Origin of the sequence: Streptomyces sp. Ag109_G2-15, assembly GCF_900215565.1 — a bacterium.
Lineage (GTDB): Bacteria > Actinomycetota > Actinomycetes > Streptomycetales > Streptomycetaceae > Streptomyces > Streptomyces diastatochromogenes.
In genome coordinates, this window is the sequence record NZ_OCNI01000001.1 from 3132634 (window position 1) to 3157660 (window position 25027).

A 25027-nucleotide genomic window follows, 5' to 3' on the forward strand; every position below is an offset into this window, starting at 1 on the left:
CAGATATCGCAGGGACGGTAATTAGCGGCTCCTGGACGGAATTACCTGTCCAGGAACGCGGCGAGCGTGGGAATTCATGACACTGCTTCGCCGGAACGTGACCACATCACAGTTCCAATCAGCCGCACAAGATCTTTCCACATATCGAGACCCGGGTAAGTCCCGTCGGTAAATGGCCAGTTGAGCGCGAAGGTTTCTGACCCTCGGTGACTGAAAACCTATCCCGGCCGACCCCTCGACGGCCCCTGCGCGGGGCTGGCCGAGTGCGGTCGTGGCACCGGGCGGTCAGCCCCCTGGGTCACGACAGGGGGCGCCGACTGCCAGACTGGACGTGGCGAAAGCGCGTGGGAGACAGGGGGGACGCCGAGAGAACGAGGGCGGGCGTCCGGTCAGACGTCGAGCCAGCCGCGGGCCGCGGCATGCGCGCCGGCCTGGAAGCGGGAGTCCGCCTTGAGCTTGCGCATGAGGTCGGTCATGATGCGGCGCAGCGTGCGCGAGGAGATCCCGAGCGACCGGGCGATGGCGTCGTCCTTCATGCCCTGGCTGAGCATCCGCACCAGGGAGAGCTCCCGGCTGTCGAGGTCCTCGTCCGCGGTGTCCGCGTTCGGGGCGACGGCCGCCGACGCGGTGGCGCCGTGCACCCAGCAGAACTCGAAGACCGACACGAACAGAGCGAGCATGTCGGGGTCCCGGACCTCCAGGGCCGTGATGGCGTCCGGGTTCGCGTCCGGGTCGGTCTCGGCGGTTCCGGCCGGTACGTAGGCCACGACCCGGTCGACCACGATGAGCCGGAACGGCAGCACCGACGCCACCCGGACCTGGGCGCCCGCCTCCTGGAGTTCTTCCAGGTGGGCTCGGCCGTGCGGGACCTTGAGCATCGTGCTCAGGTGGATGGAGCGCATGGTGACACCGCGGTCGATGACCTCGCGGTTGCGCTTCATGCTGTCCTTCAGCATGGTGTGCGGCAGCGGGGAGCCCGGGTGCATGCTCAGCACCTCGGTACGGGCCTGAGTGGCCGCTCCCTCCAACGCGACGGAGATCTCGCGCTGACCGACCAGCCGGCTGGCAAGGGAGGGCCGCTCGCCGTCGGTGCGCAGCCGCATCAGCGAGGCGCTGAGCACCGAAAGGGTGGCCCGGGCGCGCTCCAGCTCGGCGAGGCACTCGCCGGCCGCCTCCTCCTGCAGGGCCACCATCCGGGCGAGGACCGCGTCCGGACTGAGCGTGACCACCTCACCTCGGCCGCCCAGCCGGCGCACCAGCCCGGTCCGGCTCAACTGGTCCAGGGCGCGGTCCAGTTCAGCCTCGGACAGGTCCAGCGCCTCGCCCGCCGCACGCGGACCCACCGAGGGGTCGCTGAGCAGCAGCCGCAGAAGGCGATGGCCCTGGTCGGTCAGCATATGGCGCACACGCGATCCACTCCTTCATATTCATGCCGACTATGGCATATCCAAACAGTGAGATCGCTCCGGGGTCGCCACGGCTCCGCCGGACACGCCGGAGCGGGCCATCGGCTGCTGCGATGACCCGCTCCGCGTCGGCATCAGGTGGCTGATCAGCCCCAGGCCAGATCGTCCGGTGCCGCGGCCGCCGCCACGGCCGGCGCCTCGGCCCCTCCCGCCGGCCGTTCGACGGCGCCGGCCAGCACCGCGAGCATCGCGGCCCCCATCAAGAGCGCGGCCAGACAGCTCCCCTTGGCCTGAATGCTCTCGTTACGCATTACATCCCCCTCGTCAATTCGAGCCACCGGTACGGCGTTCCGGTGGCGATCCGATGCTGCCCCCCTCGCGTAGCGCCGGGAAAGAGAAGTCCGTCGTCCAGGAAGGGTCATGGCACATTGCGGCCATGTAACGCAGCGCACAGAAATGGCCCCGGGGAAGGGCAAGTTCCGGAAATCCTCCACAAGTCCCGCGGCCGAAAGGGGAGTTGTCGATTCGGCGGCGGGTTCCACGAGGAATCTTGTGGCGAGCCCGCCCCGGATGCGCTCCCTGTCCGGAGCCGGACACGGCATGTCACGGCCAGTGTCCCGCTGTGGACAGCCTGTTGTGGCCCCGCCGAGGATCGAGTCAGCCGTCGGCAGAGACGCTGTGCGACCGAGGAGCCCCGGGACGGGGCCTGTCCTCCGGCGCTGCCTGGAACGGCCGGACTTTCCCGTACGCAAAGGACCAACAGTGACTGACAAGTTGTGGGGCGGCCGGTTCGACGAGGACATCACCCCCGATGTCCTGGACTACACGCTCACCACAGACGTCGATGTGCGGCTCGTCTTCGCCGACCTGTGGCAGGACATCGCCCATGTGCTGATGCTCGGCCGCCGCGAGATCATCCCGGCCGAGAACGCGCGGGCGATCCTCGGCGCGCTGCTGAGGCTGTCGGAGCGGCACGAGCGCGGCGAGCTGCGGCTGCGCCCCGAACTCGAGGACGTCCACTTCAACATCGAGCAGATGGTCATCGAGGACCTCGGCCGCGAGGTCGGCGGTCACATGCACACGGCCCGGTCCCGCAACGACCAGGTCTCCACCGATGCCCGCATGTACCTCCGCCGCGTCCAGCTCGACGCCGTCGCCGCGAACCTGGCGCTCATCGACGTCCTGCTGTCCTTCCCGGAGGAGGACCTGCTCGCCATCCTCCCCGGCTACACCCACAGCCAGGCCGCCCAGCCGGTCTCCGTCGGCTTCTGGAAGACCGCCCACGCGAGCATGCTGCTGCGGGACGTACGGCGGCTGCGTGACGTCTTCGACCGTACCGACGAGTCCGCGCTGGGCGCGTGCGCGCTGGCCGGCACCTCCTTCCCGCTGGACCGGGAACTCAGCGCCCGGCTGCTGGGCTTCCGGGGCGTGCTCAGCCACGCGCTGGACGCCACCAGCGCCCGCGACTACCTCATCGAGAGCGCGGCGGCCTTCGCGATCGGCGGCAACAACCTCTCCCGCATGGCCGAGGAGATCGTGCTGTGGAGCGGGCACGAGTACAGCCTCGTCGAGGTCTCGGACGCGTACGCCACCGGCAGCTCGATCATGCCGCAGAAGAAGAACCCGGTCGTCGCCGAGCTGACCCGCGGCCGCGCGGGCCGCACCGCCGGCACCCTCGTCCAGCTGCTCACCATGGCCAAGGGCGTCACCCTGGGCTACAGCTGCGACCTCCAGGACGACAAGCCGTACCTGTGGAACGCCATCGACACCTACCTGTCGACGCTGCGTATCGTCGCCGGCCAGACCAGGGGGCTGCGCTTCAACAGCGAGCGCGGTGAGGACCTGTGCTGGGACAACTTCTCCACCGCGACCGAGCTGGCCAACTACCTGGTCTCCGACCACGGCCTGCCCTTCCGTGAGGCGCACCACGTCACCGGCTCGCTCGTCGGCGCCCTGCTCAAGCGCGGCGCGACCCTGCGGGACACCGCCGCGGGCGCCGAGATCCTCGCCGGACTCGGCCACCCCGTCGAGGAGCAGACCCTCGTCCGCCTCTTCGCGCCGCGCGCCGCGGTGACCAGTTACACCAGCCCCGGCGGCACCTCCCCGCAGAGCGTCGAGGCCGTCCGCGCCGAGCTGCGGCAGGCGGTGCAGGGGCACGGGGAGTGGCTGGAGCGCACCCGGGACAAGCTCGACACCGCGCACGCCGCCACCCTCCGGGCGGCCCGCGAGATCGCCGACGGCGCGGACTTCGCCAAGGTCCTCGACACCGTCACGGCCGACCTGCCCGCCGTGCACCAGCGCTGACCCCACCGGGCCGACCCCGGCCGACACGACATCCCGGAGAACCCATGAAGATCGTGCTCGCCTACTCCGGAGGCCTCGACACCTCCGTGGCACTGCACTGGCTCAAAGAGCGCTACGACGCCGAGGTCATCGCCTTCTGCGCGGACATCGGCCAGCTCGAATCCCTCGACGCCGTCAAGGAACGCGCCCTGCGCACCGGGGCCTCGAAGGTCTACATGGAGCCGCTCGCCGAGCGCTTCCTGAGCGACTTCGCCCTGCCCGCCCTGCAGGCGCACGCCCGCTACGAGAACAAGTACCTGGTGGCCGCGCCGCTCTCCCGGCCGCTGATCGCCCAGCGCATGGTGGAGATCGCGCACGCCGAAGGCGCCGACGCCGTGGCGCACGGTGCCACGGGCAAGGGCAACGACCAGGTGCGCTTCCACACCAGCGTCACCGCGCTCGACTCCGGCCTGAAGGTGCTCGCCCCGGTCATCGACTGGGAGCTGACCACCCGGGAGTCGGAGCTGGCGTACGCACGCGAGCACGGCATCGAGGTCTCCGTCACCAAGGAGAACCCGTACAGCATCGACACCAACATCTGGGGCACCAGCATCGAGTGCGGTGAGCTGGACGACATCGAGCAGCCGCCCCCGCCGCACGCCTGGCAGCTCACCGCCGACCCCAAGTCCGCCCCCGAGCAGGCCGAGCAGGTCACGATCCGCTTCGAGAGCGGCGTCCCGGTGGCCCTCGACGGGGAGAAGCTGGAGCTGGTGGAGCTGGTGCGCCGGCTCAACTCCCGGGCGGCGAAGCACGGCGTGGGACGCATCGACATCGTCGAGAGCCGCATCGTCGGCTTCAAGACGCGCGGCATCTACGAGGCGCCCGCCGCCACCGTGCTGATGGCCGCGCACGAGGAGCTGGAAGCGATCGTCCTCGACCGCGAGACCCTCCACCACAAGCAGGCGCTCGCCCTGCGCTACGCCGAACTCGCCTACTACGGCTACTGGTTCTCCGACCTGCGCCGCGCCCTGGACGGCTTCGTCGCCAGCGTGCAGCCCCAGGTGACCGGCGAGATCACGATGGAGCTGTACAAGGGCTCGTGCACGGTGCTCGGCCGTCGCTCCGAGAACTCCCGCTACAGCGGCCGACTGGCCACCTACGAGGCCGGCGACACCTTCGACCACAAGGCGGGCGCGGGCTTCGCCTACGTGTGGTCCCTGCCCCTCACACGACCGTGACCGGAAGGAACGAGGCGAACCGCATGCGCATCGTCTTCATGGGCTACCAGACCTGGGGACACCGGGTCCTCGAAGCCCTGCTGAAGTCCGAGCACGAGATTCCGCTCGTCATCACCCACCCCACCAGCGGCCATGTCTACGAGACCATCTGGAACGACTCCGTGGTCCAGCTCGCCGAACAGCACGGCATACCCGTACTGGAGCGCAAGTACGCCAACGACGACGAAGTGGCCGCGCTGCTCGAGGAGTTGCGCCCCGATCTGCTGGTCTCCTCGGACTGGCGCACCTGGGTGGCCCCCCGCATCTACGGCCTGGCCACCTATGGCGCGATCAACGTCCATGACGCGCTGCTGCCCCGCTACGGTGGCTTCGCACCGCTGAACTGGGCGCTGATCAACGGTGAACGCGAGGTCGGCGTGACCGTGCACTTCATGAACGAGGACTTCGACCTCGGCGACATCGTGGTGCAGAAGCGGGTGCCGGTGGAGGACAAGGACACCGTCACGGACCTGTTCCACAAGACGGTCGACCTGTTCGTCCCGGCAACGCTGGAGGCCATCGACCTCATCGCCTCCGGCCGCACCGACTGGACCAAGCAGGACCCCGCGCAGGCCACCTTCTTCCACAAGCGGTCGATCGAGGACAGCCGCGTCGACTGGACCTGGTCCGCGCGGGACATCACGAATCTCGTCCGGGCCCAGGTCGACCCGTACCCCAACGCGTTCGCGTACTACAAGGGCGAGCGCATCCGCATCCTGTCCGCCTCGGTCTCCCAGCTTCGCCTCGGCGGCACCGTCGGCCGGGTCTTCCGCCCGGAGGGCGAAGGCGTGGCCGTCGTCTGCGGCCCCGACGCGCGTCGCGGCTCGGAGTACGGCCTGGTCGTGGAGCGGGTCCGCACCGACGACGGGCGGGAGCTGCGCGGCGTCGACTTCTTCCGCACCATGGGCGGATATCTGACGAGCCGGCCGTAACGGTGGCTCAGCCCCCTGTCGAGGCGGTCCCCGCCGGGGACCGCCTCCTGCCCCTCCCAAGGAGTACCCGGTGAATCTGTTCCTGGCCCTCGCGTCCGCGATGGTGCTCGGCTCCGCCGACTTCGTCGGCGGACTGGCGACCAAACACGCCCGCGCCGCGGTGGTCGTCTGCTGGTCGAACACCGCCGGTCTGCTGACGGCCCTGGTGTTCGCCGGGATCCTCTCCCACGGAGGGACCGGTTGGTCCGAGGCGGTCTGGGGCGGCCTCGCCGGGCTCTGCGGCAGCCTGGGGGCCATCCTCCTCTACCACGCCCTGGCCAACGGCGTGATGAGCCTGGTCGCCCCGACGACCGCGGCGGCGGCCGCCGCCCTGCCCGTGATCGCCGGGGTGCTGTCGGGCGACCGGCTCACCGGCCTGGCCGTGATCGGCGTCCTGTGCGCCCTTGCCTCGGTCCTGCTGGTGTCCCTGTCGGGCGACGACTCCGGCGGCTCGGCCGACCGGCGCAAGATGGCCCGCAGCGTGGGGTTCGCCCTGCTGGCCGGCGCCGGCTTCGGGCTGTTCTTCGTGCTGCTGGCCCACACCCCGAGCGACTCCAGCCTGTGGCCGCTGGTGTGGGCCCGCTGCGCCTCGCTGACACTGCTGCTGATCCTGGGCCTGGTCCGTCGTACGTCCCTGCGGCTGCCGGCCGCGCCGGCCCGGCTCGCGCTGCTGTCCGGGGTGCTCGACATGGGGTCGAGCATCCTGTTCCTGATCGCGGTCAAGGCGGGCAGCCTCGCCATCGTCGGCCTGCTCTCCTCGCTCTACCCGGTCAGCACGGTGCTGCTGGCGCGGTTCGTGCTCAAGGAACGCATCCGCACGGTCCAGCACGTCGGTGTCGTCCTCGCCCTCGGAAGCGTGCTGCTGCTCGCCTGGGGCTGACCCGGCCACACCGTCCCACCCCCGATTCCTGTCTGGAGACCGCATGCCTGCCAGCGACCCGATAGCGCCGCCCCGGGTCCTGCCCTTCGCGGAACACGCCGCGCGCCCCTCGCGCGCACCGTCGGCGCAAGACGCGGCCCTGTCGCTCGACCAGCTCGCCGCCGAGCGCACCGAAACGCTCCCCGGGCCCTTCCACTACCGGCTCAAGGGCGTCCGGTTCACCCTCCCCGCCCTGCGCGGCCTGCCCCTCGACGTCTGGGAACGGGTGCGGGGCGGCACGGACCCGGTGGCGTCGCTGCGCGCCGTCGTCGGTGAGCAGAAGACGCGCGAGATGGCCGCCGCCGGGTTCACGCTCTGCGATCTCGACGTGATCGTCGAGGACTGGGAGCGCCGCAGCGGTGTCCGACGCTGAGACCTTCAGATGCGAACGCCACGGGCCGGTGGCGGTCGTGGTGTTCACGGGCCCGCACCATGCGAACGCCCTGAGCCGACGGCGCATGCGTGAACTGCGCGGCCTGCTCCTGAGGTTGGAGGCAGACCCGACCGTGCGGGCGGTGGTCCTGCGCGCCGACGAGGAGTACTCCTTCAGCGTGGGAGGCGACTTCCACGAGATGCGGTACTTCGTCGGAGGCGCCGAGGCCGACGCGTGGAGCGACGACATCGCCGACCTGTGCGTCACCACGCTGGAGGTCACCAAGCCGATCGTGGCGGCCCTGGACGGCCATGTCATGGGCGTCGGCGTGCTGCTCGCCCTCGCCTGCGACTACCGCGTCGGGTCCGAGAGCTGCTCCCTGCGCATGCCGCACTTCGAGCTGGGCGTCGTCGGGGTCTGCGCCGGGTACGTCCTTGAGCGTTCCCTCGGCCGGTCGCTGATGCAGGAGATGCTGGTCTCGGGCGAACCGTGGTCGTCCGAGGACGCTCTGAGCGACGGCCTGCTGCAACGAGTCGTCCCTGACATCGACTTGGCCGCCACCGCGCTGAAACTCGCCGAACGCTTCGCAGCGTACGACGCCACGGCGTTCCGCGTCACCAAACGCCACCTCAACCGGTCCTACGCCCTGGGACTCCGCGACGTGCAACGCACCGCCCGTTCCTCGCACAGGGCCGCTTTCGCCACCGGCCTGCCCCAACGGCGCATGCGTCGGATCCTCGGCGACGACTGACCTTTCCCCTCCCTGCCAAAGGAGTTCCGACTTGCCCGCCGCGGATCCTCTGCCCGATGTGCTGGTCGCTGTTCCGGCGGTGATCCTGGCCTGTCAGGCCGGGGCCTGGCTGATGCGCAGGCTCGGCCAGCCTCCCGTGGTCGGCGAGATCGCCACCGGTATCGTGCTCGGCCCTTCGCTGCTCGGCTGGCTCTGGCCGGCCGGCCTGCACTGGCTGTTCCCGGACACCGTGATGCCGTACATCGGTCTGCTCGGCAACCTCGGCCTGCTCGCCTTCATGTTCCTCGTGGGCCTGGAACTCGACCTCGGAACCCTGCGAGGGCACAGCCGGACAGCGATCACGGTGAGCCAGGCCAGCATCGCGCTGCCCCTTGTCCTGGGCTCCCTGCTCGGTCTCGGCATGTACGGCTCCTTCGCTCCCCGTGGCGTGGGCCGAGCGGACTTCGTCCTGTTCATCGCCGTCTCGATGAGCATCACGGCGTTCCCCGTGCTCGCCCGTATCCTCACCGACCGCGGCCTGTACAGGACGCCACTGGGCGCACTCGCCATGGCCTGCGCGGCCACCGACGACGTCACCGCCTGGTGCCTGCTGACCGTGGTCGTCGCCCTCAGCACCAGCGGGTCGCCCTCCGAGGCGGTCACCGCCGCTCTGCTCACCGCCGGGTTTCTCGCCCTCATGGTCGGGCTCGGGCGCCCGCTGCTCGCCCGCTGGACCTCCCGCGCAGGACGGGTCCCGGACGGCATCGGCATGGTCGTCCTGTTCAGCGGCCTGTGCCTGTCGGCGCTGATCACCGACCGGATCGGTGTCCATGCGCTGTTCGGGGCCTTCATCTTCGGGGTGATCACACCTCGTGGCTCCCGGACCGTCGAACGCTGCGCGGAACAACTGCGTGCCTTCACCCTGCCGGTGCTGCTGCCCCTGTTCTTCGTCGTCACCGGCCTGCGCACGGATGTGTCAGCCCTGGCCGGTGATCCGGTGCAGTGGCTGTGGGGCCTCGCGGTCCTCGCCGTCGCGGTCATCGGCAAATGGGGCGGAAGCACGGGCGCGGCCCGGGCCACGGGGCGGCCCTGGCGCGAGGCCCTGGCCATCGGAGCACTGATGAACTGCCGTGGTCTCACCGAGCTGGTGGTGCTCAACGTCGGTCTCGAACTCGGCGTGATCGGACAGGACCTGTTCACCATCCTCGTTCTCATGGCCCTGCTCACCACGGCCGTCACATCCGTGGCCCTCAGCCGCTTGGTCCGCCCTGCGCCGGCAACCGAGGAGCCCGAGGTACATGAGGTTCAGGCCGCCTGAACGACGGCATGAGGAGACCAGGGCGCCGGGTCATACCTTCTTGACGACGATGGTGTCCGGGAGGAGCTTGTCCAGGTCGTCCACGTCCGAGGTGAAGACGGTGACCTGCCCCGACGAGGTCTCCCGCCACTTCGGCAACCGGCACCGGTGGCGCCCCGGCCTCGAATCCGATCGGCTCTCGAGATGCCGAGGTCGACCCCTTGACCCCGGTGGCCCCGGCCACTATTTTGCGGTAGACGTCGACCCATAACCACCGAAAGGAGGCGGCCAGCAGATGAACACCAGCTCTGATCTTGGTCGCCTCGCCCAGCGCACGGTCTGGGTTCCGGGTCGGATCGCGCACGGCTGCTGAGCACGCCGTTCTGATGTGCCCGTCCGCGGCACATTCCGGGTTTCCCGTCACCATTTTCCGGTACGTCGCTGTTGCGTGCCGTTTTGCGCCCGCTCCTCTCATGTGGCGCGCCTGAACACAGAAAGCTGCCTGAAATTGGCGAACATCATGAATCGACCGATCACGCACGGAAACGAAGGCCTGTCATGACAGAGGCGCGGATCACGGTCAACGGGAAAGAAACACCGATTTCACCGGCTGCGCCCCACACCACAGTGCTGGATTTTCTGCGCGAGCGTGGCCTCACCGGTACCAAGGAGGGCTGCGCCGAGGGTGAATGCGGCGCCTGTTCGGTCCTGGTGGCCCGTCCCGGGGTGAACAAGCCCACCGACTGGGTGGCGGTCAACGCCTGCCTGGTCCCGGCCGCGGCGCTTGACGGCCAGGAGGTCATCACCTCCGAGGGCCTCGCCACGGTCGGCGAAGACGGCACGGCGCCCACCCTGCACCCGGTGCAGGAGGAGATGGCCGTCCGCGGCGGCTCCCAGTGCGGCTACTGCACGCCGGGATTCATCTGCAGCATGGCCTCCGAGTACTACCGGCCCGACCGCTGCGCGCACGCGGACTCGGACTCGGCCGACAGCACCGACCACGAGCACGGTCCGAACGGTTTCGACCTGCACGCGCTGAGCGGAAACCTGTGCCGATGTACCGGTTACCGCCCGATTCGCGATGCCGCGTTCGCCGTCGGTGAGCCCACGGACGAGGACCCGCTGGCGCAGCGTCGCGAGCAGGCCCCGCCCGCGCCGGTCGCCACCGAGTACACCCAGGACGACAGCACGTTCCTGCGGAAGGAAACCCTGGCCGAAACGCTGCAGCTGCTGCGCGAGCGGCCCGACGCGGTGGTGGTCGCCGGCTCCACCGACTATGGCGTCGAGGTGAACATCCGCTCCCGCCGTGCAGAGTGCGTGGTCGCCATCGACCGGCTGCCCGAGCTGCGGGAGCTGCGCGTCGAGTCCGACTACATCGAGATCGGTGCGGCGCTGACGCTCACCGAGATCGAGCGCCGCCTCGACGGCGACGTCCCGCTGCTTGCCGAGCTGTTCCCGCAGTTCGCATCCCGGCTCATCCGCAACAGTGGGACCCTCGGCGGCAACCTGGGTACCGGCTCCCCCATCGGTGACAGCCCGCCGGTGCTGCTCGCGCTCGAGGCGTCGCTGGTGCTCGCCGACGTCGACGGTGAGCGCGTGGTCCCGCTGGCCGACTACTTCACCGGCTACCGGCAGAGCGTGCGCCGTCCCGGCGAGCTGATCCGCGCGGTGCGCGTCCCGACGCCGCTGTCGCCGGTCACGGCCTTCCACAAGATCGCCAAGCGGCGCTTCGACGACATCTCCAGCGTCGCGGTCGGTTTCGCGCTCGACATCCAGGACGGCATCGTCCGCAAGGCCCGGATCGGCCTGGGCGGCGTGGCCGCCACCCCGATCCGCGCCCTCGCCACCGAGGCCGCGCTTGAGGGCAAGCCGTGGTCGGCGGAGACCGTCGAGGCCGCGGCCCGGGTGCTGCGGGGTGAGGGCACGCCGATGGACGATCATCGCGCCAGCTCCCTCTACCGTTCCGCGATGCTCGGCCAGAGCCTGCTGAAGCTGCACGCACAGACCACCGAGGCGGTGTCGTCATGAGTCATCTTTCCGAGCGTCCGGAAAAGCCCGTGGTCGGCGTTTCGATGCCGCACGAGAGTGCCTTCCTGCACGTCACCGGCACCGCGCTCTACACCGACGACCTGGTCCAGCGCACCAAGGACGTGCTGCACGCCTACCCGGTCCAGGTCATGAAGGCCCGCGGCCGGATCACCGCGCTGCGCACCGAGCCCGCGCTCGCCGTGCCCGGCGTGGTGCGCGTGCTGACCGGTGCCGACGTGCCCGGCGTCAACGACGCCGGCATGAAGCACGACGAGCCGCTGTTCCCCGACGAGGTCATGTTCCACGGCCACGCGGTCGCCTGGGTGCTCGGCGAGACCCTGGAGGCGGCCCGGCTCGGTGCGGCGGCCGTCGAGGTGGAGCTCGAGGAGCTGCCCTCCCTGATCTCGCTGCAGGACGCGATCGCGGCGGGCAGCTATCACGGCGCCCAGCCCCTGATGGTGCACGGCGACATCGACGCCGGCTTCGCCGACTCCGCGCACGTCTTCACCGGCGAGTTCCAGTTCTCCGGTCAGGAGCACTTCTACCTCGAGACGCACGCGGCGCTGGCCCAGGTCGACGAGAACGGGCAGCTGTTCATCCAGAGCAGCACCCAGCACCCGTCGGAGACCCAGGAAATCGTCTCGCACGTGCTCGGTGTGCCCGCCCACGAGGTGACCGTGCAGTGCCTGCGGATGGGCGGCGGCTTCGGCGGCAAGGAGATGCAGCCGCACGGGTTCGCGGCCGTCGCCGCGCTCGGCGCCAAGCTCACCGGTCGGCCGGTCCGGTTCCGGCTCAACCGGACTCAGGACATGACCATGTCCGGCAAGCGGCACGGGTTCCACGCCACGTGGAAGATCGGCTTCGACGCCGACGGCCGTATCCAGGCCCTCGACGCCACCCTGGTCGCGGACGGCGGCTGGAGCCTGGACCTGTCCGAGCCGGTGCTCGCCCGCGCGCTGTGCCACATCGACAACACGTACTGGATCCCGAACGCGCGCGTCGCCGGTCGCATCGCCAAGACCAACACGGTCTCCAACACCGCTTTCCGCGGCTTCGGCGGACCACAGGGCATGCTGGTGATCGAGGACATCCTGGGCCGCTGCGCGCCGCAGCTGGGCCTGGACGCCATGGAGCTGCGGGAGCGCAACTTCTACCAGCCGGGCCAGGGCCAGACGACGCCGTACGGGCAACCGGTCACGCAGGCCGAGCGGATCTCCACCATCTGGCAGCAGGTGCAGGACGACGCCGGCATCGCCGACCGCAAGCGCGAGATCGCGGCCTTCAACGCCGCGCACCCGCACACCAAGCGGGCCCTCGCGATCACCGGCATCAAGTTCGGCATCTCGTTCAACCTCACCGCCTTCAACCAGGGCGGCGCGCTGGTGCTGATCTACAAGGACGGCTCCGTCCTGATCAACCACGGCGGCACCGAGATGGGCCAGGGCCTGCACACCAAGATGATGCAGGTGGCCGCGACCACGCTGGGCATCCCGCTGCACAAGGTGCGGCTGGCCCCGACGCGTACCGACAAGGTGCCCAACACCTCCGCCACCGCCGCCAGCTCCGGTGCGGACCTCAACGGTGGGGCGATCAAGAACGCCTGTGAGCAGCTGCGCGAGCGGCTGCTCCAGGTGGCCGCCTCCCAGCTGGGTGCGAACGCCTCGGACGTGCGCATCGTCGAGGGCGTCGCGCGCGTCCTGGGCAGCGACAAGGAGCTGGCCTGGGACGACCTGGTGCACACCGCGTACTTCCAGCGGGTCCAGCTGTCGGCGTCCGGTTTCTACCGGACCGAGGGGCTTCACTGGGACGCGAAGTCGTTCCGGGGCACGCCGTTCAAGTACTTCGCCTACGGCGCCGCGGCGACCGAGGTGGAGGTCGACGGCTTCACCGGCAAGTACCGCATCCGGCGCGTGGACATCGTGCACGATGTCGGCGAGAGCCTCTCCCCGATGATCGACATCGGTCAGGTCGAGGGTGGCTTCGTGCAGGGCGCGGGCTGGCTGACGCTCGAGGACCTGCGCTGGGACACCAGCGACGGCCCGAACCGTGGCCGGTTCCTGACCCAGGCGGCGAGCACCTACAAGCTGCCGAGCTTCTCGGAGATGCCCGAGGAGTTCAACGTCACGCTCCTTGAGAACGCCACCGAAGAGGGTGCGGTCTACGGCTCCAAGGCCGTGGGTGAGCCTCCGCTGATGCTGGCGTTCTCGGTGCGCGAGGCGCTGCGGCAGGCCGCCGCCGCGTTCGGGCCGAGCGGGGTCAGTGTCGATCTGGGCTGCCCCGCGACGCCCGAGGCGGTGTTCTGGGCGATCCAGGAGGCTCGCCAGGGCGAAGCCTCCCAGAACGGTCACGCCCTCAACGGATCCGCCGCCAACGGCCAGGCCGCAAACGGCAAGGTCCGAACCGACGCAAACGCGTTGAGCGGTGCCTGACATGACGTGGATCGCCGCGGTCGCACGGTTGCGAGCACGCCGGGAGCCCGGTGTGCTGGTGACCGTCGCGACCGTGCGCGGTCATGCCCCGCGTGACGCCGGTGCGAAACTCGTTGTGGGGCAGACCGACACGTGGGGCTCGATCGGTGGCGGCAATGTCGAGGCCGTCGCGATCGATCGGGCCAGGGAGATGATCGCCGTGTCCAAGCCGGAGCCCGAGCTGATGGATTTCGCGCTGAACGACAAGGTGACCAACCAGCACGGCGTGCAGTGCTGCGGCGGCACGGTCCAGGTGCTGCTCGAACCGCTGCCGGTGGTACGGGCGGTGGCGATCTTCGGCGTCGGGCACGTCGGGCTGGAACTGGCGCGCATCCTGGCACGTCAGGACCTCGACCTCCATCTGATCGACACCCGCTCCGACATCCTCACCAAGGAGCGGCTCGACGTGTTGGCAGACGCGGTGGCGCAGGTGCACACGCATCACACGCCGCTGCTGCCCGAGGAGGTGCTGGAGGAGTTGCCGCGCGGCACCCACATCCTGATCATGACCCATGATCACGCCGAGGACGCCGCTCTGTGCGACGCCGCCTTGCGCACAACCCATCTCGGCTCCATCGGGCTGATCGGGTCGGCGGCCAAGTGGGTGCGGTTCCGCAAACGCCTCGCCACCGAGGGCGGTCACGACGAAGCCACCATCGATCGGATCAAGACCCCGATCGGGCTGGCCGACATCACCGGCAAGGAACCCGCGACCATTGCCGTGAGCGTCGCTGCCGATTTGCTGCGCACCTTCGAGACCGAGGAGAACTGACTCTCCGACCGGATGGAGCAGCACCTGGCCAAGCAGCCGAGCGGGGCACGGGAGTCGCACCGGATCGCCCGATGTTTCCGGCAGAAGGTGCTGGGGTTACCGAGTCCTGCCAGTCATGCGAATCTACAAGAGGGGCCAGCCGACCAGCCAACTCCTTCATGGTTTCGGTGACTGACCCTCGACGGGGCCCGGCGGGTGTACTTGCGCTATTCCGCAGGAAGCACGTGAACGAGTCACGGAAGGGACTTCATTCCTCTGGCTCGAAACGAACGACGCCGATCCGAATGAAGAGAGCCGTACGTGGTGTCGGCGAGCCGCCCACCCTTTCCGCAACCCCGGTGGTCGTGAACGCCATCCAGAGGCACCTGCGGAGCCCCGCCCCACTTTTGCCACCGACTGCAAAAAAAGGAGTAACCGTGACCGCGCACATCCAAGAAGCGAGCATCCAGGAGGGCGAGCGCGCCTGGATGGACGAGGCCATCGGCCTTGCCACCAACAGCGTGAAGAACGGCGGCGGTCCGTTCGGCGCACTGATCGTCAAGGATGGCGAGATTGTTGCGATCGGGAACAACAAGGTCACTTCGAACCTGGACCCGACGGCGCATGGCGAGGTGAGCGCGATCCGGGCCGCCTGCCAGAAGCTGGGCACCTTCTCGCTCGAGGGCTGTGTCCTGGTCACCTCGTGTGAGCCGTGCCCGATGTGTCTTTCCTCTGCGCTGTGGGCGCGAGTCGACCGAATCATCTTCGCCGCTGATCGAGACGACGCCGCGGTGGCCGGTTTCGATGATCGCAAGTTCTACGACCTGTTCGAAAAGAGGCCCGCGGAGCTGTGGCCGATGGCGATCGAGCGAGTGGACATGCCGAACCGTACGGCGCCGTTCGACGCGTGGCTGGCCAAGTCCGACCGCATCGACTACTGAAAACCCGGTTGACCGGAGGTCTCCAGGAACCTCGTCGTCACACGGCTCAGGTGCCGGGCTGGTCGACGCGAACCCGGACGAGGCCCCCAGGCTGCTGATCGAGATGTCTGACATCTCAACACAGCAGCCTGGGGGCCTCGTTGGCTTTCCATCCTTGTCGGCCGGACGGTGCAACAAACCACGAGGCCGCCGCACACCAGCCCACCTGAGCTGCGGTTCCGCTGAATCACACGAACCGCGGATCTCAGGGCGATCAAGGTTTCATGTTTTCAACGCCTCGCTGGAACAGGCCTGTTGGAGATGAACTCCTCGGACAAGCCGAATCGACGAACTGGAAAAGCCTTGTCCGAGAAGCTGCCTGGCCGTCAGATCGAGATCTCCTGGCCCGACCTTGGCATTACGGTCACCGCCGACCTTGACGACCGCAACCCGGCACTTGCCGACGCCCTGTGGGAGTCCTTGCCCTACCAAAGCCTCCAGGGACACGCCCTCATCGCGGGAGAACACCTCTACCACGTGGCGCCGATACCCACTCTGCTGCACACCCCCCACGCCACCCGTGTCCCCGACCGGCGCGAGGCCCCCAACGGCACCGTGTTCTGCTCCGGCCTGCAGCACCTGGGCATCAAGTACGGCACCCTGACCGAGCCGATGCCCGCCACCCCCGTCGGCCAGATTCGTGAGGCGGACATGCCCGCCCTGCTGGAAGCCGGGGCCGCGATCTGGGACGCCGTCTACTCCACGAAGAAGCAGATCGTCGCCGAAGTCCGCCGCGCCGGCGAGCCGGGCGGCCACCGCATCCCGATGCTCCACGCCACCAACACGGCCGCCAGTCACCTGATCGCCGACATCGTCGCCGAGACCGAGAAGATCTGGCTCGCACCCCCGGCCGAGCTGGACGACCTCCACCGGGGCATCATCCCCTCCCAGGCAGGCAACTTCGGCACCGTCCTGCCCACCCTGCTGTTCGTCAACGGCGAGACCCGGCCCCTGGGTTACGCCACCTACGGCGGACTCGTCCGCGCCGCCGTCCAGGACATGCCCATGGCCTCCCTCGTCCACATGGCCCGCCTCCTGGTCGGAGTCCCCGCCGAGTTCCTGGGCTACTGCGGTCTGGAGAAGCTGTGGGCGTTCACCCAGCGCTTCCTCGACGTCCTCGACCGCCTCGACCGAGACGACTTCTACGCCGTCACCAGCCAGATGGCCCTCTACATCAACTGCCTCGGCGGCTGGAACCTCCAGCTGTACCCGTGGGAGACCGGAGACCACCTGCGCCAGCAGGCCGCCACGGTTGGCGCGTAGCCATGCCCGGAGCGGAGTCCGCCGAGGAGATGACACACCGGCGCTCATCCCCGCCACCTGAAACCCACACCACAGGAGAAGGAAGACCTTGAGCGCCCTGCCTGCCCGCGCTGACGCCGTCGTCATCGGCGGGGGAGTGATCGGAACCTCCGCCGCCTACCACCTCGCCGAAGCAGGCGTGGACACCGTGCTGCTGGAACGCGGAAGCCTCGGTGGCGGGGCATCCGCGCACACGGCGGGCATGGTCCGCACCTACTTCCCCGGCGACCCCCATACCGGGCAGATGGCCGTGCGCAGCCTGAACGCCTATCACGACTTCGCCCGCCACACCGCAGCCCCCCTCGCCCTGAAGCGGCTCGGTTTCATGGTGCTGTTCACCGACGAACAGCAGATCGCCGATTTCGAGGCCGGCCATCAAGCCCAGCAGGCCGCCGGCGTCCAAGTCGGCCTGATCAGTGCCCGCGAAGCGTCCGGACTCAACCCGCTGATCAACGAGCGCGCCGTCCTGGCCGCCGCCTGGTCGCCCGAGGCGTACCACGTGGACGGCCTCGACATCGTCCGCGGCTACGCCGCCGCCGCCCGCAATCACGGCGCGCGCCTGTTCACCCACACACCCGTCACACGCATCGACGACGACAACACCGTCCACACCCCGCAGGGCAGCATCAAGGCGGACAGCATTGTGTGCACGGCCGGGCCCTGGTCCGGCGAGGTGGCATCCATGGCGTCGGTCGACCTGCCGATGAGACCCCACGTGATCGAGATGCTGTTCACCGACATCCCGCCCGCCCCGCATCGCGAGATGCCCATGACGATGCACGCCACATCCGGCCTGCGGATCCGCTCATGGAAGGACCGCATCCTCCTCGCCATGGGCGCACCCAAGGCCGGCGAAACGCGCGAAGCCTGGCTCGGCCGCATCGTCGGCCATCTCGGCACCCTATTCCCCTCCTTGGACGGCATCGGCCTGCACCGCGCGTGGAGCGGCGATTTCGACGCCAGTCCCCACAACACCGCCGTCATCGGCGAACACCCCACCCGCCGCTTCCTGTACGCGGCCGGATTCACCGGCGCGGGCCTGTGCCAGGCACCCGCGGCCGGGGAGAAGCTCCGGGACCTGCTGATCGTCAAGTAGCCCCATAACAGGTAGGAACGCCGTGATTGTTCTTGGATGTAATGGTTTCAGTCGGGTGTCGGAGTTCTTCTCCGAACGGCTCGGTGCGACCGGCATCAACAAGCATTACCTCTTGGGCCACGACGCCGCCGCCGCACTCCTGATCGACGGCCGTCTGGTCGCCGCGGTGGAGGAAGAACGCCTCAACCGGGAGAAGAAGACCACCGACTTCCCCGCGAACGCGATCGACTGGTGTCTCGAGGAAGCCGGGATCACGTTCGATGACGTCGGCCTGTTCGCCTTCCCCTGGAACTGGTCCACCCAAGTTCTGAACGAGATCCTGGACGGCATCCGCACCTCGCCGATGCCGCAGGCCGCGAAGACCCGCCTCATGAGCGACATGGCCGACTTGTTCGACCAGGTCGTCAGCCACGAAGCGATCCTCGCGGACTTCGAGGCCCGCACCGGGCACCGCCCGGACCCGGCCAAGGTCCGCTTCGTTCCGCACCACCTGGCCCACGCCACGACCGGCTACTACCTCGCCGGTATGAAGGACGCGGCCTTCCTCGTCAGCGACGGCCGCGCCGAGCGCTTCTCGACCCTGACGGGCGAGATCCGCGGCGGCAAGATCACCGTCTTCGACGACACCGTCACCGGCGCCCACCACTCCATGGGCACCCTGTTCTCCTCCATCACCCGCTTCCTCGGCTTCGTCCCCAACAACGACGAGTACAAGGTGATGGGCCTGGCCGGATACGCCGAACCCCCGACTCCGAACCCGTTCATCGACAACCTTCTGAGGCTGCACGACGACGGCCGCTACACCTTCACCAAGCCCCTTCAGACCGACAACCTGCACAGTCACGACGCCCTGTTCGAGGAGTACTTCGGACCCTTCGAGGACACCCTCGAATACACGTCCCGCGTCGCCGCCGCCGCGCAGCAGATGCTGAACGTCGCCACCGCCCACCAGGTCCGCCACCTGGAGAAGCGGACGGATCTCGACCGGCTGTTGTTCGAAGGCGGCGTCGCCCTGAACTGCCTGAACAACACCCCGCTGTTCGAGGGCTCGCGCTTCGAGGACATGCAGGTCAGCTTCGGCGCCTCCGACACCGGCATCACCATCGGAGCCGCGGCCCACGCCTGGCTCAACCACGCCGACACCGCCCCCGCGGACATCCTCGCCGCCTCCACCCCCGTCACCCCCTATCTGGGCCCGGCCTATGACGAGGCCGCGATCGAGGAGGCCCTCCAGGGCTTCGCCGGCCGCGTGGCCGCCTCGCGCCTGGACGATGACGAGGTCGTCGAGCATGTGGCGAAGCTGCTGACGAAGAAGGTCGTCATCGGCTGGTTCGAAGGCCGCGTCGAGCACGGGCCGCGCGCGCTGGGGCATCGCAGCATCCTCGCCAACCCCGGCTTCACCGACATCAAGGACATCATCAACACCCGGGTCAAGCACCGCGAACCCTTCCGCCCGTTCGCTCCCCTCGTCCTCGAGGAGCAGGCGCCGAAGATCTTCGACATGGGGCGCAAGACCAGTTCCCCGTACATGACGTTCGTCTTCCCGGTCCGCGACGAGTACAAGGACCGGATCCCCGGCGCCGTGCACGTGGACGGCACCTCGCGCATCCAGACCCTGACCGACGAGGGAACCCCGCGGCTCACGGCACTGCTGCGGAAGTTCATCGAACTCACCGACACCCCGTGCCTGATCAACACCTCGTTCAACGTCGCCGGCGAACCCATCGTCTGCACCCCTACCGACGCCCTGAACTGCTTCATGGGCACCGAGATCGACTACCTGATCCTCGGCAACCACGTCATCGCCAAGAACTAGAAGAAGGAGCACTCCGTGCCGACGATCCAGCGCAAGCACACCATGTACCACTCCACCATCCTCGAGGCCGACCCGGACACCGTGTGGGCGACCGTCCGCGACGCCATGCAGATCCTGGACATCGTGTCCCCGGGCGACCTGGACATCCACCGGGACGTCAGCTGGGTGGAGGGCGGCTCGGTCGACACCGTCCCGGCCCGCTACGACTTCAGGCTCACGCTCAACGGCCGTCTCGTCCAGCAGGAGATCGCCGCCCGCGACGAGATCAACAAGACCCAGTCCTACCGGGCTGTCGCCCCCACCAGCGGTGTCGCCAAGTACGAGGCCACCATCCGCGTATTCCCCATCACCAACGACCCGGCCCGCAGCTTCTTCGACTGGTCGCGGATCCTGGAGATCGCCGAGGACGCCGACCTGAACGTGGTCGAGGCCATCATCGACGTCATGGAGAAGCAGACCGACGCCGTGCGGGACCACTTCGCGAAGACCGCGAAGTGAGTGACGCGACGACGCTCGTACTGCTGCGGCACGGCGAAACCCTGCTCACCCCAGAGCGGCGGCTCTCCGGCAGCGGAGGATCCAACCCGGGACTCTCACCGGCCGGACGCCGCCAAGCCGAAGCGGCAGCAGAGGCTCTCGCCCACCGCGGCGACATCGCGGCGGTCGTCACGTCACCGATGCGGCGCTGCCAGGAGACCGCTCATTCCGTGGCCGCGCGCCTTGGCCTGAGCGTCCAGGTCGACCGGGACCTGCGGGAAGCGGACTTCGGCGCCTGGGAAGGCCTGACCTTCACCGAAGTCCGCGAACGCTACCCGGACGACCTGAGCGCATGGTTCGCCTCGCCCGAGAGTCCGCCCTCGGGCGCAGGCGAGAGCATGCAACAGGTCACCCGCCGGGTCGCCGCCGTACGAGACGGCCTCGTGGCCCAGTACGCCGGCGCCACGGTTCTGGTCGTCTCCCACGTCGGACCACTCAGAACCCTGATTCGCCTCGCTCTCCAGGCCCCACCACACAGCTTGTTCCACATGGAGGTCGCAGCGGCCTCCCTGTCGACGGTGACGTACGACGAGGACGGCACCGCCACGGTGCAGGCACTCAATGACACCCACCACTTGAACTGAACTGCACGTCGAAGGGCCCCACCGCGAACGGTGGGGCCCTTCGACATCGTGCCCGGTGAGGCACTGGCGGAGGATACGAGATTCGAACTCGTGAGGGGTTGCCCCCAACACGCTTTCCAAGCGTGCGCCCTAGGCCTCTAGGCGAATCCTCCGCCGGAAACATTACATGACCGAGGGGAGTGCTCGCGAACCCGTTCCCGCAGGCCGTCATCGGGTACAGCCCGAGGGCCGCGATCGGGTACTGTGGGCGCAGCCCCTCACGCGGCGCTATCTGACTGAACTCCCCAGGGCCGGAAGGCAGCAAGGGTAGGTTGGCTCTGGCGGGTGCGTGGGGGGCCCTTGTGTTTGCTGGGGCGGGAGCCTTCGGCGGGGTTGGTTGTCAGTGGGCGCCTATAACCTCGTATGCGTGTCGTCTCTCGCGCTGTACCGCCGCTATCGCCCGGAGACCTTTGCCGAGGTCATCGGGCAGGAGCATGTCACCGACCCGCTGCAGCAGGCGCTGCGGAACAACCGGGTCAATCACGCGTACCTGTTCAGCGGGCCGCGCGGGTGTGGCAAGACGACCAGCGCGCGGATCCTGGCGCGCTGCCTGAACTGTGAGCAAGGTCCCACGCCGACCCCGTGCGGGGAGTGCCAGTCGTGCCGGGACCTGGCGCGGAACGGCCCGGGTTCGATCGACGTCATCGAGATCGACGCGGCTTCCCACGGTGGTGTGGACGACGCCCGTGAGCTGCGCGAGAAGGCCTTCTTCGGGCCCGCCGCCAGCAGGTACAAGATCTACATCATCGACGAGGCCCACATGGTCACGTCGGCCGGTTTCAACGCGCTGCTGAAGGTCGTCGAGGAGCCGCCGGAGCACCTCAAGTTCATCTTCGCCACCACCGAGCCCGAGAAGGTCATCGGGACGATCCGGTCGCGGACCCATCACTATCCGTTCCGGCTCGTGCCGCCGGGGACGCTGCGGGACTACCTCGCCGAGGTGTGCCAGCGGGAGAACATCCCCGTCGAGGAGGGTGTGCTGCCGCTCGTCGTGCGGGCCGGTGCCGGTTCCGTGCGTGACTCCATGTCCGTCATGGACCAGCTCCTCGCCGGTGCGCGGGAGGAAGGTGTGACCTATGCCATGGCCACCTCCCTCCTCGGATACACCGACGGGTCCCTGCTCGACTCCGTCGTCGAGGCCTTCGCCACCGGTGACGGGGCCGCCGCCTTCGAGGTCGTCGACCGCATCATCGAGGGCGGCAACGACCCGCGTCGCTTCGTCGCCGACCTGCTGGAGCGGCTGCGGGACCTGGTGATCCTCGCCGCCGTGCCGGACGCGGCGGAGAAGGGCCTCTTCGACGCCCCGGCCGACGTCCTGGAGCGGATGCAGGCCCAGGCCGGCACGTTCGGCGCCGCCGAGCTGAGCCGCGCCGCCGACCTCGTCAACGAGGGCCTCACCGAGATGCGCGGCGCCACCTCGCCCCGCCTCCAGCTCGAACTCATCTGCGCCCGCGTCCTGCTCCCCGCCGCCTACGGGGACGAGCGGTCCGTGATGGCCCGCCTCGACCGCCTTGAGCGCGGCGTCAACTTCGTGGGCGCCGGCGGCGCGCCCGCCATGGGGTACGTCCCCGGACCCGAGGCCCACGCGGGCATGGCCCAGGCGGGTATGGCTCAGGGGGGTGCGCCGGTGCCGCCCGGTGGTGGGCCCGCCGCCGCTCGTGCGGCCGTACGGGGTTCGGGTGCGCCCGGTGGACCAGGTGGACCGGGCAGCTCCGGTGGCGCGGCTGCGGGGGCGTCTACGGCTCCTGCGCCCGCCCCTGCGCCGACTCCGGCACCCCCTGCGCCCGCTCCGGCAGCCGTTGCTCCGGCAGCCGTCGCTCCGGCACCCCCTGCCCCGCCAGCCCCTGCCCCCGCAGCCCCTGCCCCGGCGGCCCAGGCTCCGGCCCCCGGCGCCTGGCCCACCGCCGCCCAGGCCGGCGGCGGCCGGCGCCCCGGTGGCTGGCCCACGGCCGCTCCCGCGGGCGGCCGGCAGGGCCCCGCCCCGGCCCAGGCCCAGCCCCCGGCACCCCCTGCCCCAGCGGCACCCTCGGCCCCGGCCCAGGCTCCGGCCCCGGCCGCCCCCACCGGCGGCCTCGACCCCCGCATGCTCTGGCCGAACATCCTGGAGGCCGTCAAGAACCGCCGCCGCTTCACCTGGATCCTGCTCAGCCAGAACGCCCAGGTGGCCGGCTTCGACGGCACCACCCTCCAGCTCGGCTTCGTCAACGCCGGCGCGCGCGACAACTTCGCCAGCAGCGGCAGCGAGGACGTGCTGCGGCAGGCGCTGGCCGAGCAGTTCAACGTGCAGTGGAAGATCGAGGCGATCGTCGACCCCTCGGGCGGCTCCGCGCCCCCGCCGTCCGGCGGCTCCCCGGGCTTCGGCGGAGGCGGCGGCGCGGGCTACGGCAGCACGCCCGCCGCCGGTGGCTACGGCGCCCCCGCCGCCGGTGGCTACGGCGCCCCCGCCGCCCCTCGCCCCGCGGCACCCCAGCCGGTGGCCCCCGCGCCCTCCGCACCCCAGGGCGGCGCCCCGGCCGCCCCGGCACCCCCTGCCCCGCAGGCCGCCCCCGAACCGCCTCCCGTCGCCCCCGAGGACGACATCCCCGAGGACGACGACCCCGATCTCGACGAGTCGGCGCTGTCCGGCCACGAACTGATCGTGCGGGAGCTGGGGGCGACGGTGGTGGAGGAGTTCTCCAACGAGTAGGTACGGGCGCGAGTTCGGCCCGTCCGGCGTTCGAGGACGAGGCCGTTCAGGCCGGCAGCGGGCGCCCTTCGTAGGAACGCACAGCTTCCCCGCCCCCCGGCCTTCGGCAACCTTGCCATTAGGCTGACCCCCGTGAAGGTCCTCGTCATCGGCAGCGGCGCCCGCGAACACGCCCTGTGCCGCTCCCTGTCCCTCGACCCCGACGTCACCGCGCTCCACTGCGCTCCCGGCAACGCCGGCATCGCCGAGGTCGCCGAGCTGCACCAGGTCGACGCGCTCGACGGCAAGGCCGTGGCCGCGCTGGCCGGCGAACTCGGTGCCGAACTCGTCGTCGTCGGCCCGGAGGCCCCGCTGGTCGCGGGTGTCGCCGACGCCGTGCGCGAGGCGGGCATCCCGGTGTTCGGCCCCTCAGGCGAGGCCGCGCAGCTGGAGGGGTCCAAGGCCTTCGCCAAGGACGTGATGGCGGCGGCCGGGGTGCCCACGGCCCGGTCGTACGTCTGCACCACCGAGGAGGAGGCCGCCGAGGCCCTCGACGCCTTCGGTGCCCCCTACGTCGTCAAGGACGACGGGCTGGCCGCCGGCAAGGGTGTCGTCGTCACGGACGACCTGGAGGCGGCCAAGGCCCACGCGGCCGGCTGCGAGCGGGTCGTCATCGAGGAGTTCCTCGACGGGCCCGAGGTGTCCCTGTTCGCCATCACCGACGGCCGTACCGTCGTGCCGCTGCAGCCCGCCCAGGACTTCAAGCGCGCCCTGGACGGCGACGAGGGCCCGAACACGGGTGGCATGGGCGCGTACTCGCCGCTGCCGTGGGCGGACCCGAAGCTGGTCGAAGAGGTGCTGGAGACGGTGCTGCAGCCGACCGTGGACGAGCTGCGCCGCCGTGGCACGCCCTTCTCCGGTCTGCTCTACGCCGGGCTCGCGATCACCTCGCGCGGTGTCCGGGTCATCGAGTTCAACGCCCGTTTCGGTGACCCCGAGACCCAGGTCGTGCTGGCCCGCCTGAAGACCCCGCTGGCCGGTGTCCTGCTGGCCGCCGCGAACGGCACCCTCGATGACCTGGAGCGCCTGCGCTGGAGCGAGGACGCGGCCGTCACGGTGGTCATCGCCTCGCACAACTACCCCGGCACCCCGCGCACCGGCGACCCGATCACCGGTCTGGACGAGGTGGCCGCCGAGGACGCCCCGCACGCCTACGTCCTGCACGCCGGGACGAAGCAGGAGGGCGACGCGGTCGTCAGCGCGGGCGGCCGGGTGCTGTCCGTCACGGCGACCGGCAAGGACCTCGCCCAGGCCCGCGAGCGGGCGTACCGGGCGGTGGCCCGGGTCCGCCTGGACGGTTCGCAGCACCGCACCGACATCGCCGCGAAGGCTGCGGGAGCAAACGAAGCCGAGCGGGCGGGAGAGGCGGCGGAGGCGTAAAGCCGCCGGTCGCACGCATCCCGCACCCACCCAGGCCCCGGACGAAAATCCGGGGCCTGATCTTT

At 69.7% G+C, this 25027-nt stretch carries 20 protein-coding genes, 1 tRNA gene and 1 other RNA gene; 19 read left to right on the top strand and 3 right to left on the bottom strand.

Translation table 11 applies throughout. From position 1 onward, the window contains the following. Positions 1–389: 389 nt before the first annotated feature. A complete protein-coding gene (locus CRP49_RS13990) occupies positions 390–1397 on the bottom strand; it encodes a helix-turn-helix transcriptional regulator (RefSeq protein ID WP_097253665.1) in 1008 nt (335 codons plus the stop codon). 155 nt (positions 1398–1552) lie between these two features. Next, positions 1553–1717 carry a hypothetical protein gene (locus CRP49_RS46820; protein WP_179851608.1) on the bottom strand — a complete coding sequence of 55 codons (165 nt, stop codon included), beginning with the start codon at positions 1715–1717 and terminating at the stop codon, positions 1553–1555. 451 nt (positions 1718–2168) lie between these two features. Between CRP49_RS46820 and argH the strand changes: the two genes are divergently transcribed. The 16 genes from argH to CRP49_RS14065 all read left to right on the top strand — a co-directional run bounded on the left by argH (position 2169) and on the right by CRP49_RS14065 (position 20818). Beyond that, a complete protein-coding gene (argH, locus tag CRP49_RS13995; RefSeq protein ID WP_179851609.1) occupies positions 2169–3710 on the top strand; it encodes an argininosuccinate lyase in 1542 nt (513 codons plus the stop codon). A 44-nt stretch (positions 3711–3754) separates the two neighbouring features. Further along, entirely contained in the window at positions 3755–4927 is a 1173-nt protein-coding gene (locus tag CRP49_RS14000) for an argininosuccinate synthase (RefSeq protein ID WP_097253667.1), read from the top strand. 23 nt (positions 4928–4950) lie between these two features. Next, a complete protein-coding gene (locus CRP49_RS14005) occupies positions 4951–5898 on the top strand; it encodes a methionyl-tRNA formyltransferase (RefSeq protein WP_097253668.1) in 948 nt (315 codons plus the stop codon). A 70-nt stretch (positions 5899–5968) separates the two neighbouring features. Then, positions 5969–6817 (top strand): DMT family transporter, encoded by an 849-nt coding sequence (locus CRP49_RS14010; protein ID WP_097253669.1) that lies wholly within the window; start codon positions 5969–5971, stop codon positions 6815–6817. Positions 6818–6860: 43 nt separating this feature from the next. Next, the gene (locus CRP49_RS14015) at positions 6861–7229 is read left to right on the top strand and encodes a hypothetical protein (RefSeq protein ID WP_097253670.1); all 369 of its coding nucleotides are present in this window, start codon (positions 6861–6863) and stop codon (positions 7227–7229) included. Further along, complete coding sequence (locus tag CRP49_RS14020; protein WP_097253671.1) at positions 7216–7980, top strand: enoyl-CoA hydratase/isomerase family protein; 765 nt, start codon at positions 7216–7218, stop codon at positions 7978–7980. Before CRP49_RS14015 ends, CRP49_RS14020 begins: the two co-directional genes overlap by 14 nt. Positions 7981–8011: 31 nt before the next feature. Next, positions 8012–9277 (top strand): cation:proton antiporter, encoded by a 1266-nt coding sequence (locus CRP49_RS14025; RefSeq protein ID WP_097253672.1) that lies wholly within the window; start codon positions 8012–8014, stop codon positions 9275–9277. 537 nt (positions 9278–9814) lie between these two features. Then, positions 9815–11284 carry a xanthine dehydrogenase small subunit gene (locus CRP49_RS14030; RefSeq protein WP_097253673.1) on the top strand — a complete coding sequence of 490 codons (1470 nt, stop codon included), beginning with the start codon at positions 9815–9817 and terminating at the stop codon, positions 11282–11284. Then, positions 11281–13713 (top strand): xanthine dehydrogenase molybdopterin binding subunit, encoded by a 2433-nt coding sequence (xdhB, locus tag CRP49_RS14035; protein WP_097253674.1) that lies wholly within the window; start codon positions 11281–11283, stop codon positions 13711–13713. The genes CRP49_RS14030 and xdhB overlap by 4 nt, the downstream gene beginning before the upstream one ends. 1 nt (position 13714) lies before the next feature. After that, a complete protein-coding gene (gene xdhC, locus CRP49_RS14040; protein ID WP_094218810.1) occupies positions 13715–14524 on the top strand; it encodes a xanthine dehydrogenase accessory protein XdhC in 810 nt (269 codons plus the stop codon). A gap of 467 nt (positions 14525–14991) precedes the next feature. After that, entirely contained in the window at positions 14992–15444 is a 453-nt protein-coding gene (locus tag CRP49_RS14045; RefSeq protein WP_179851893.1) for a nucleoside deaminase, read from the top strand. 342 nt (positions 15445–15786) lie between these two features. Then, a complete protein-coding gene (locus CRP49_RS14050; RefSeq protein ID WP_097253675.1) occupies positions 15787–16746 on the top strand; it encodes a hypothetical protein in 960 nt (319 codons plus the stop codon). Between the two features lie 88 nt (positions 16747–16834). Next, the gene (locus tag CRP49_RS14055; RefSeq protein ID WP_097253676.1) at positions 16835–17881 is read left to right on the top strand and encodes an FAD-binding oxidoreductase; all 1047 of its coding nucleotides are present in this window, start codon (positions 16835–16837) and stop codon (positions 17879–17881) included. Between the two features lie 55 nt (positions 17882–17936). Further along, entirely contained in the window at positions 17937–19697 is a 1761-nt protein-coding gene (locus tag CRP49_RS14060; protein WP_306459739.1) for a carbamoyltransferase C-terminal domain-containing protein, read from the top strand. Between the two features lie 15 nt (positions 19698–19712). After that, complete coding sequence (locus CRP49_RS47855) at positions 19713–20195, top strand: SRPBCC family protein (protein ID WP_101373972.1); 483 nt, start codon at positions 19713–19715, stop codon at positions 20193–20195. Continuing rightward, the gene (locus CRP49_RS14065) at positions 20192–20818 is read left to right on the top strand and encodes a histidine phosphatase family protein (RefSeq protein WP_116129416.1); all 627 of its coding nucleotides are present in this window, start codon (positions 20192–20194) and stop codon (positions 20816–20818) included. Before CRP49_RS47855 ends, CRP49_RS14065 begins: the two co-directional genes overlap by 4 nt. Before the next feature lie 64 nt (positions 20819–20882). Here CRP49_RS14065 and CRP49_RS14070 read toward each other — a convergent pair. After that, positions 20883–20970 (bottom strand) — tRNA-Ser (locus CRP49_RS14070). Between the two features lie 96 nt (positions 20971–21066). Between CRP49_RS14070 and ffs the strand changes: the two genes are divergently transcribed. The 3 genes from ffs to purD all read left to right on the top strand — a co-directional run bounded on the left by ffs (position 21067) and on the right by purD (position 24962). Beyond that, positions 21067–21162: signal recognition particle sRNA small type (ffs, locus tag CRP49_RS14075), an RNA gene on the top strand. Between the two features lie 62 nt (positions 21163–21224). Next, entirely contained in the window at positions 21225–23543 is a 2319-nt protein-coding gene (locus CRP49_RS14080) for a DNA polymerase III subunit gamma and tau (protein WP_097253678.1), read from the top strand. A 132-nt stretch (positions 23544–23675) separates the two neighbouring features. Then, complete coding sequence (gene purD / locus CRP49_RS14085; protein ID WP_097253679.1) at positions 23676–24962, top strand: phosphoribosylamine--glycine ligase; 1287 nt, start codon at positions 23676–23678, stop codon at positions 24960–24962. Positions 24963–25027 lie beyond the last annotated feature (65 nt).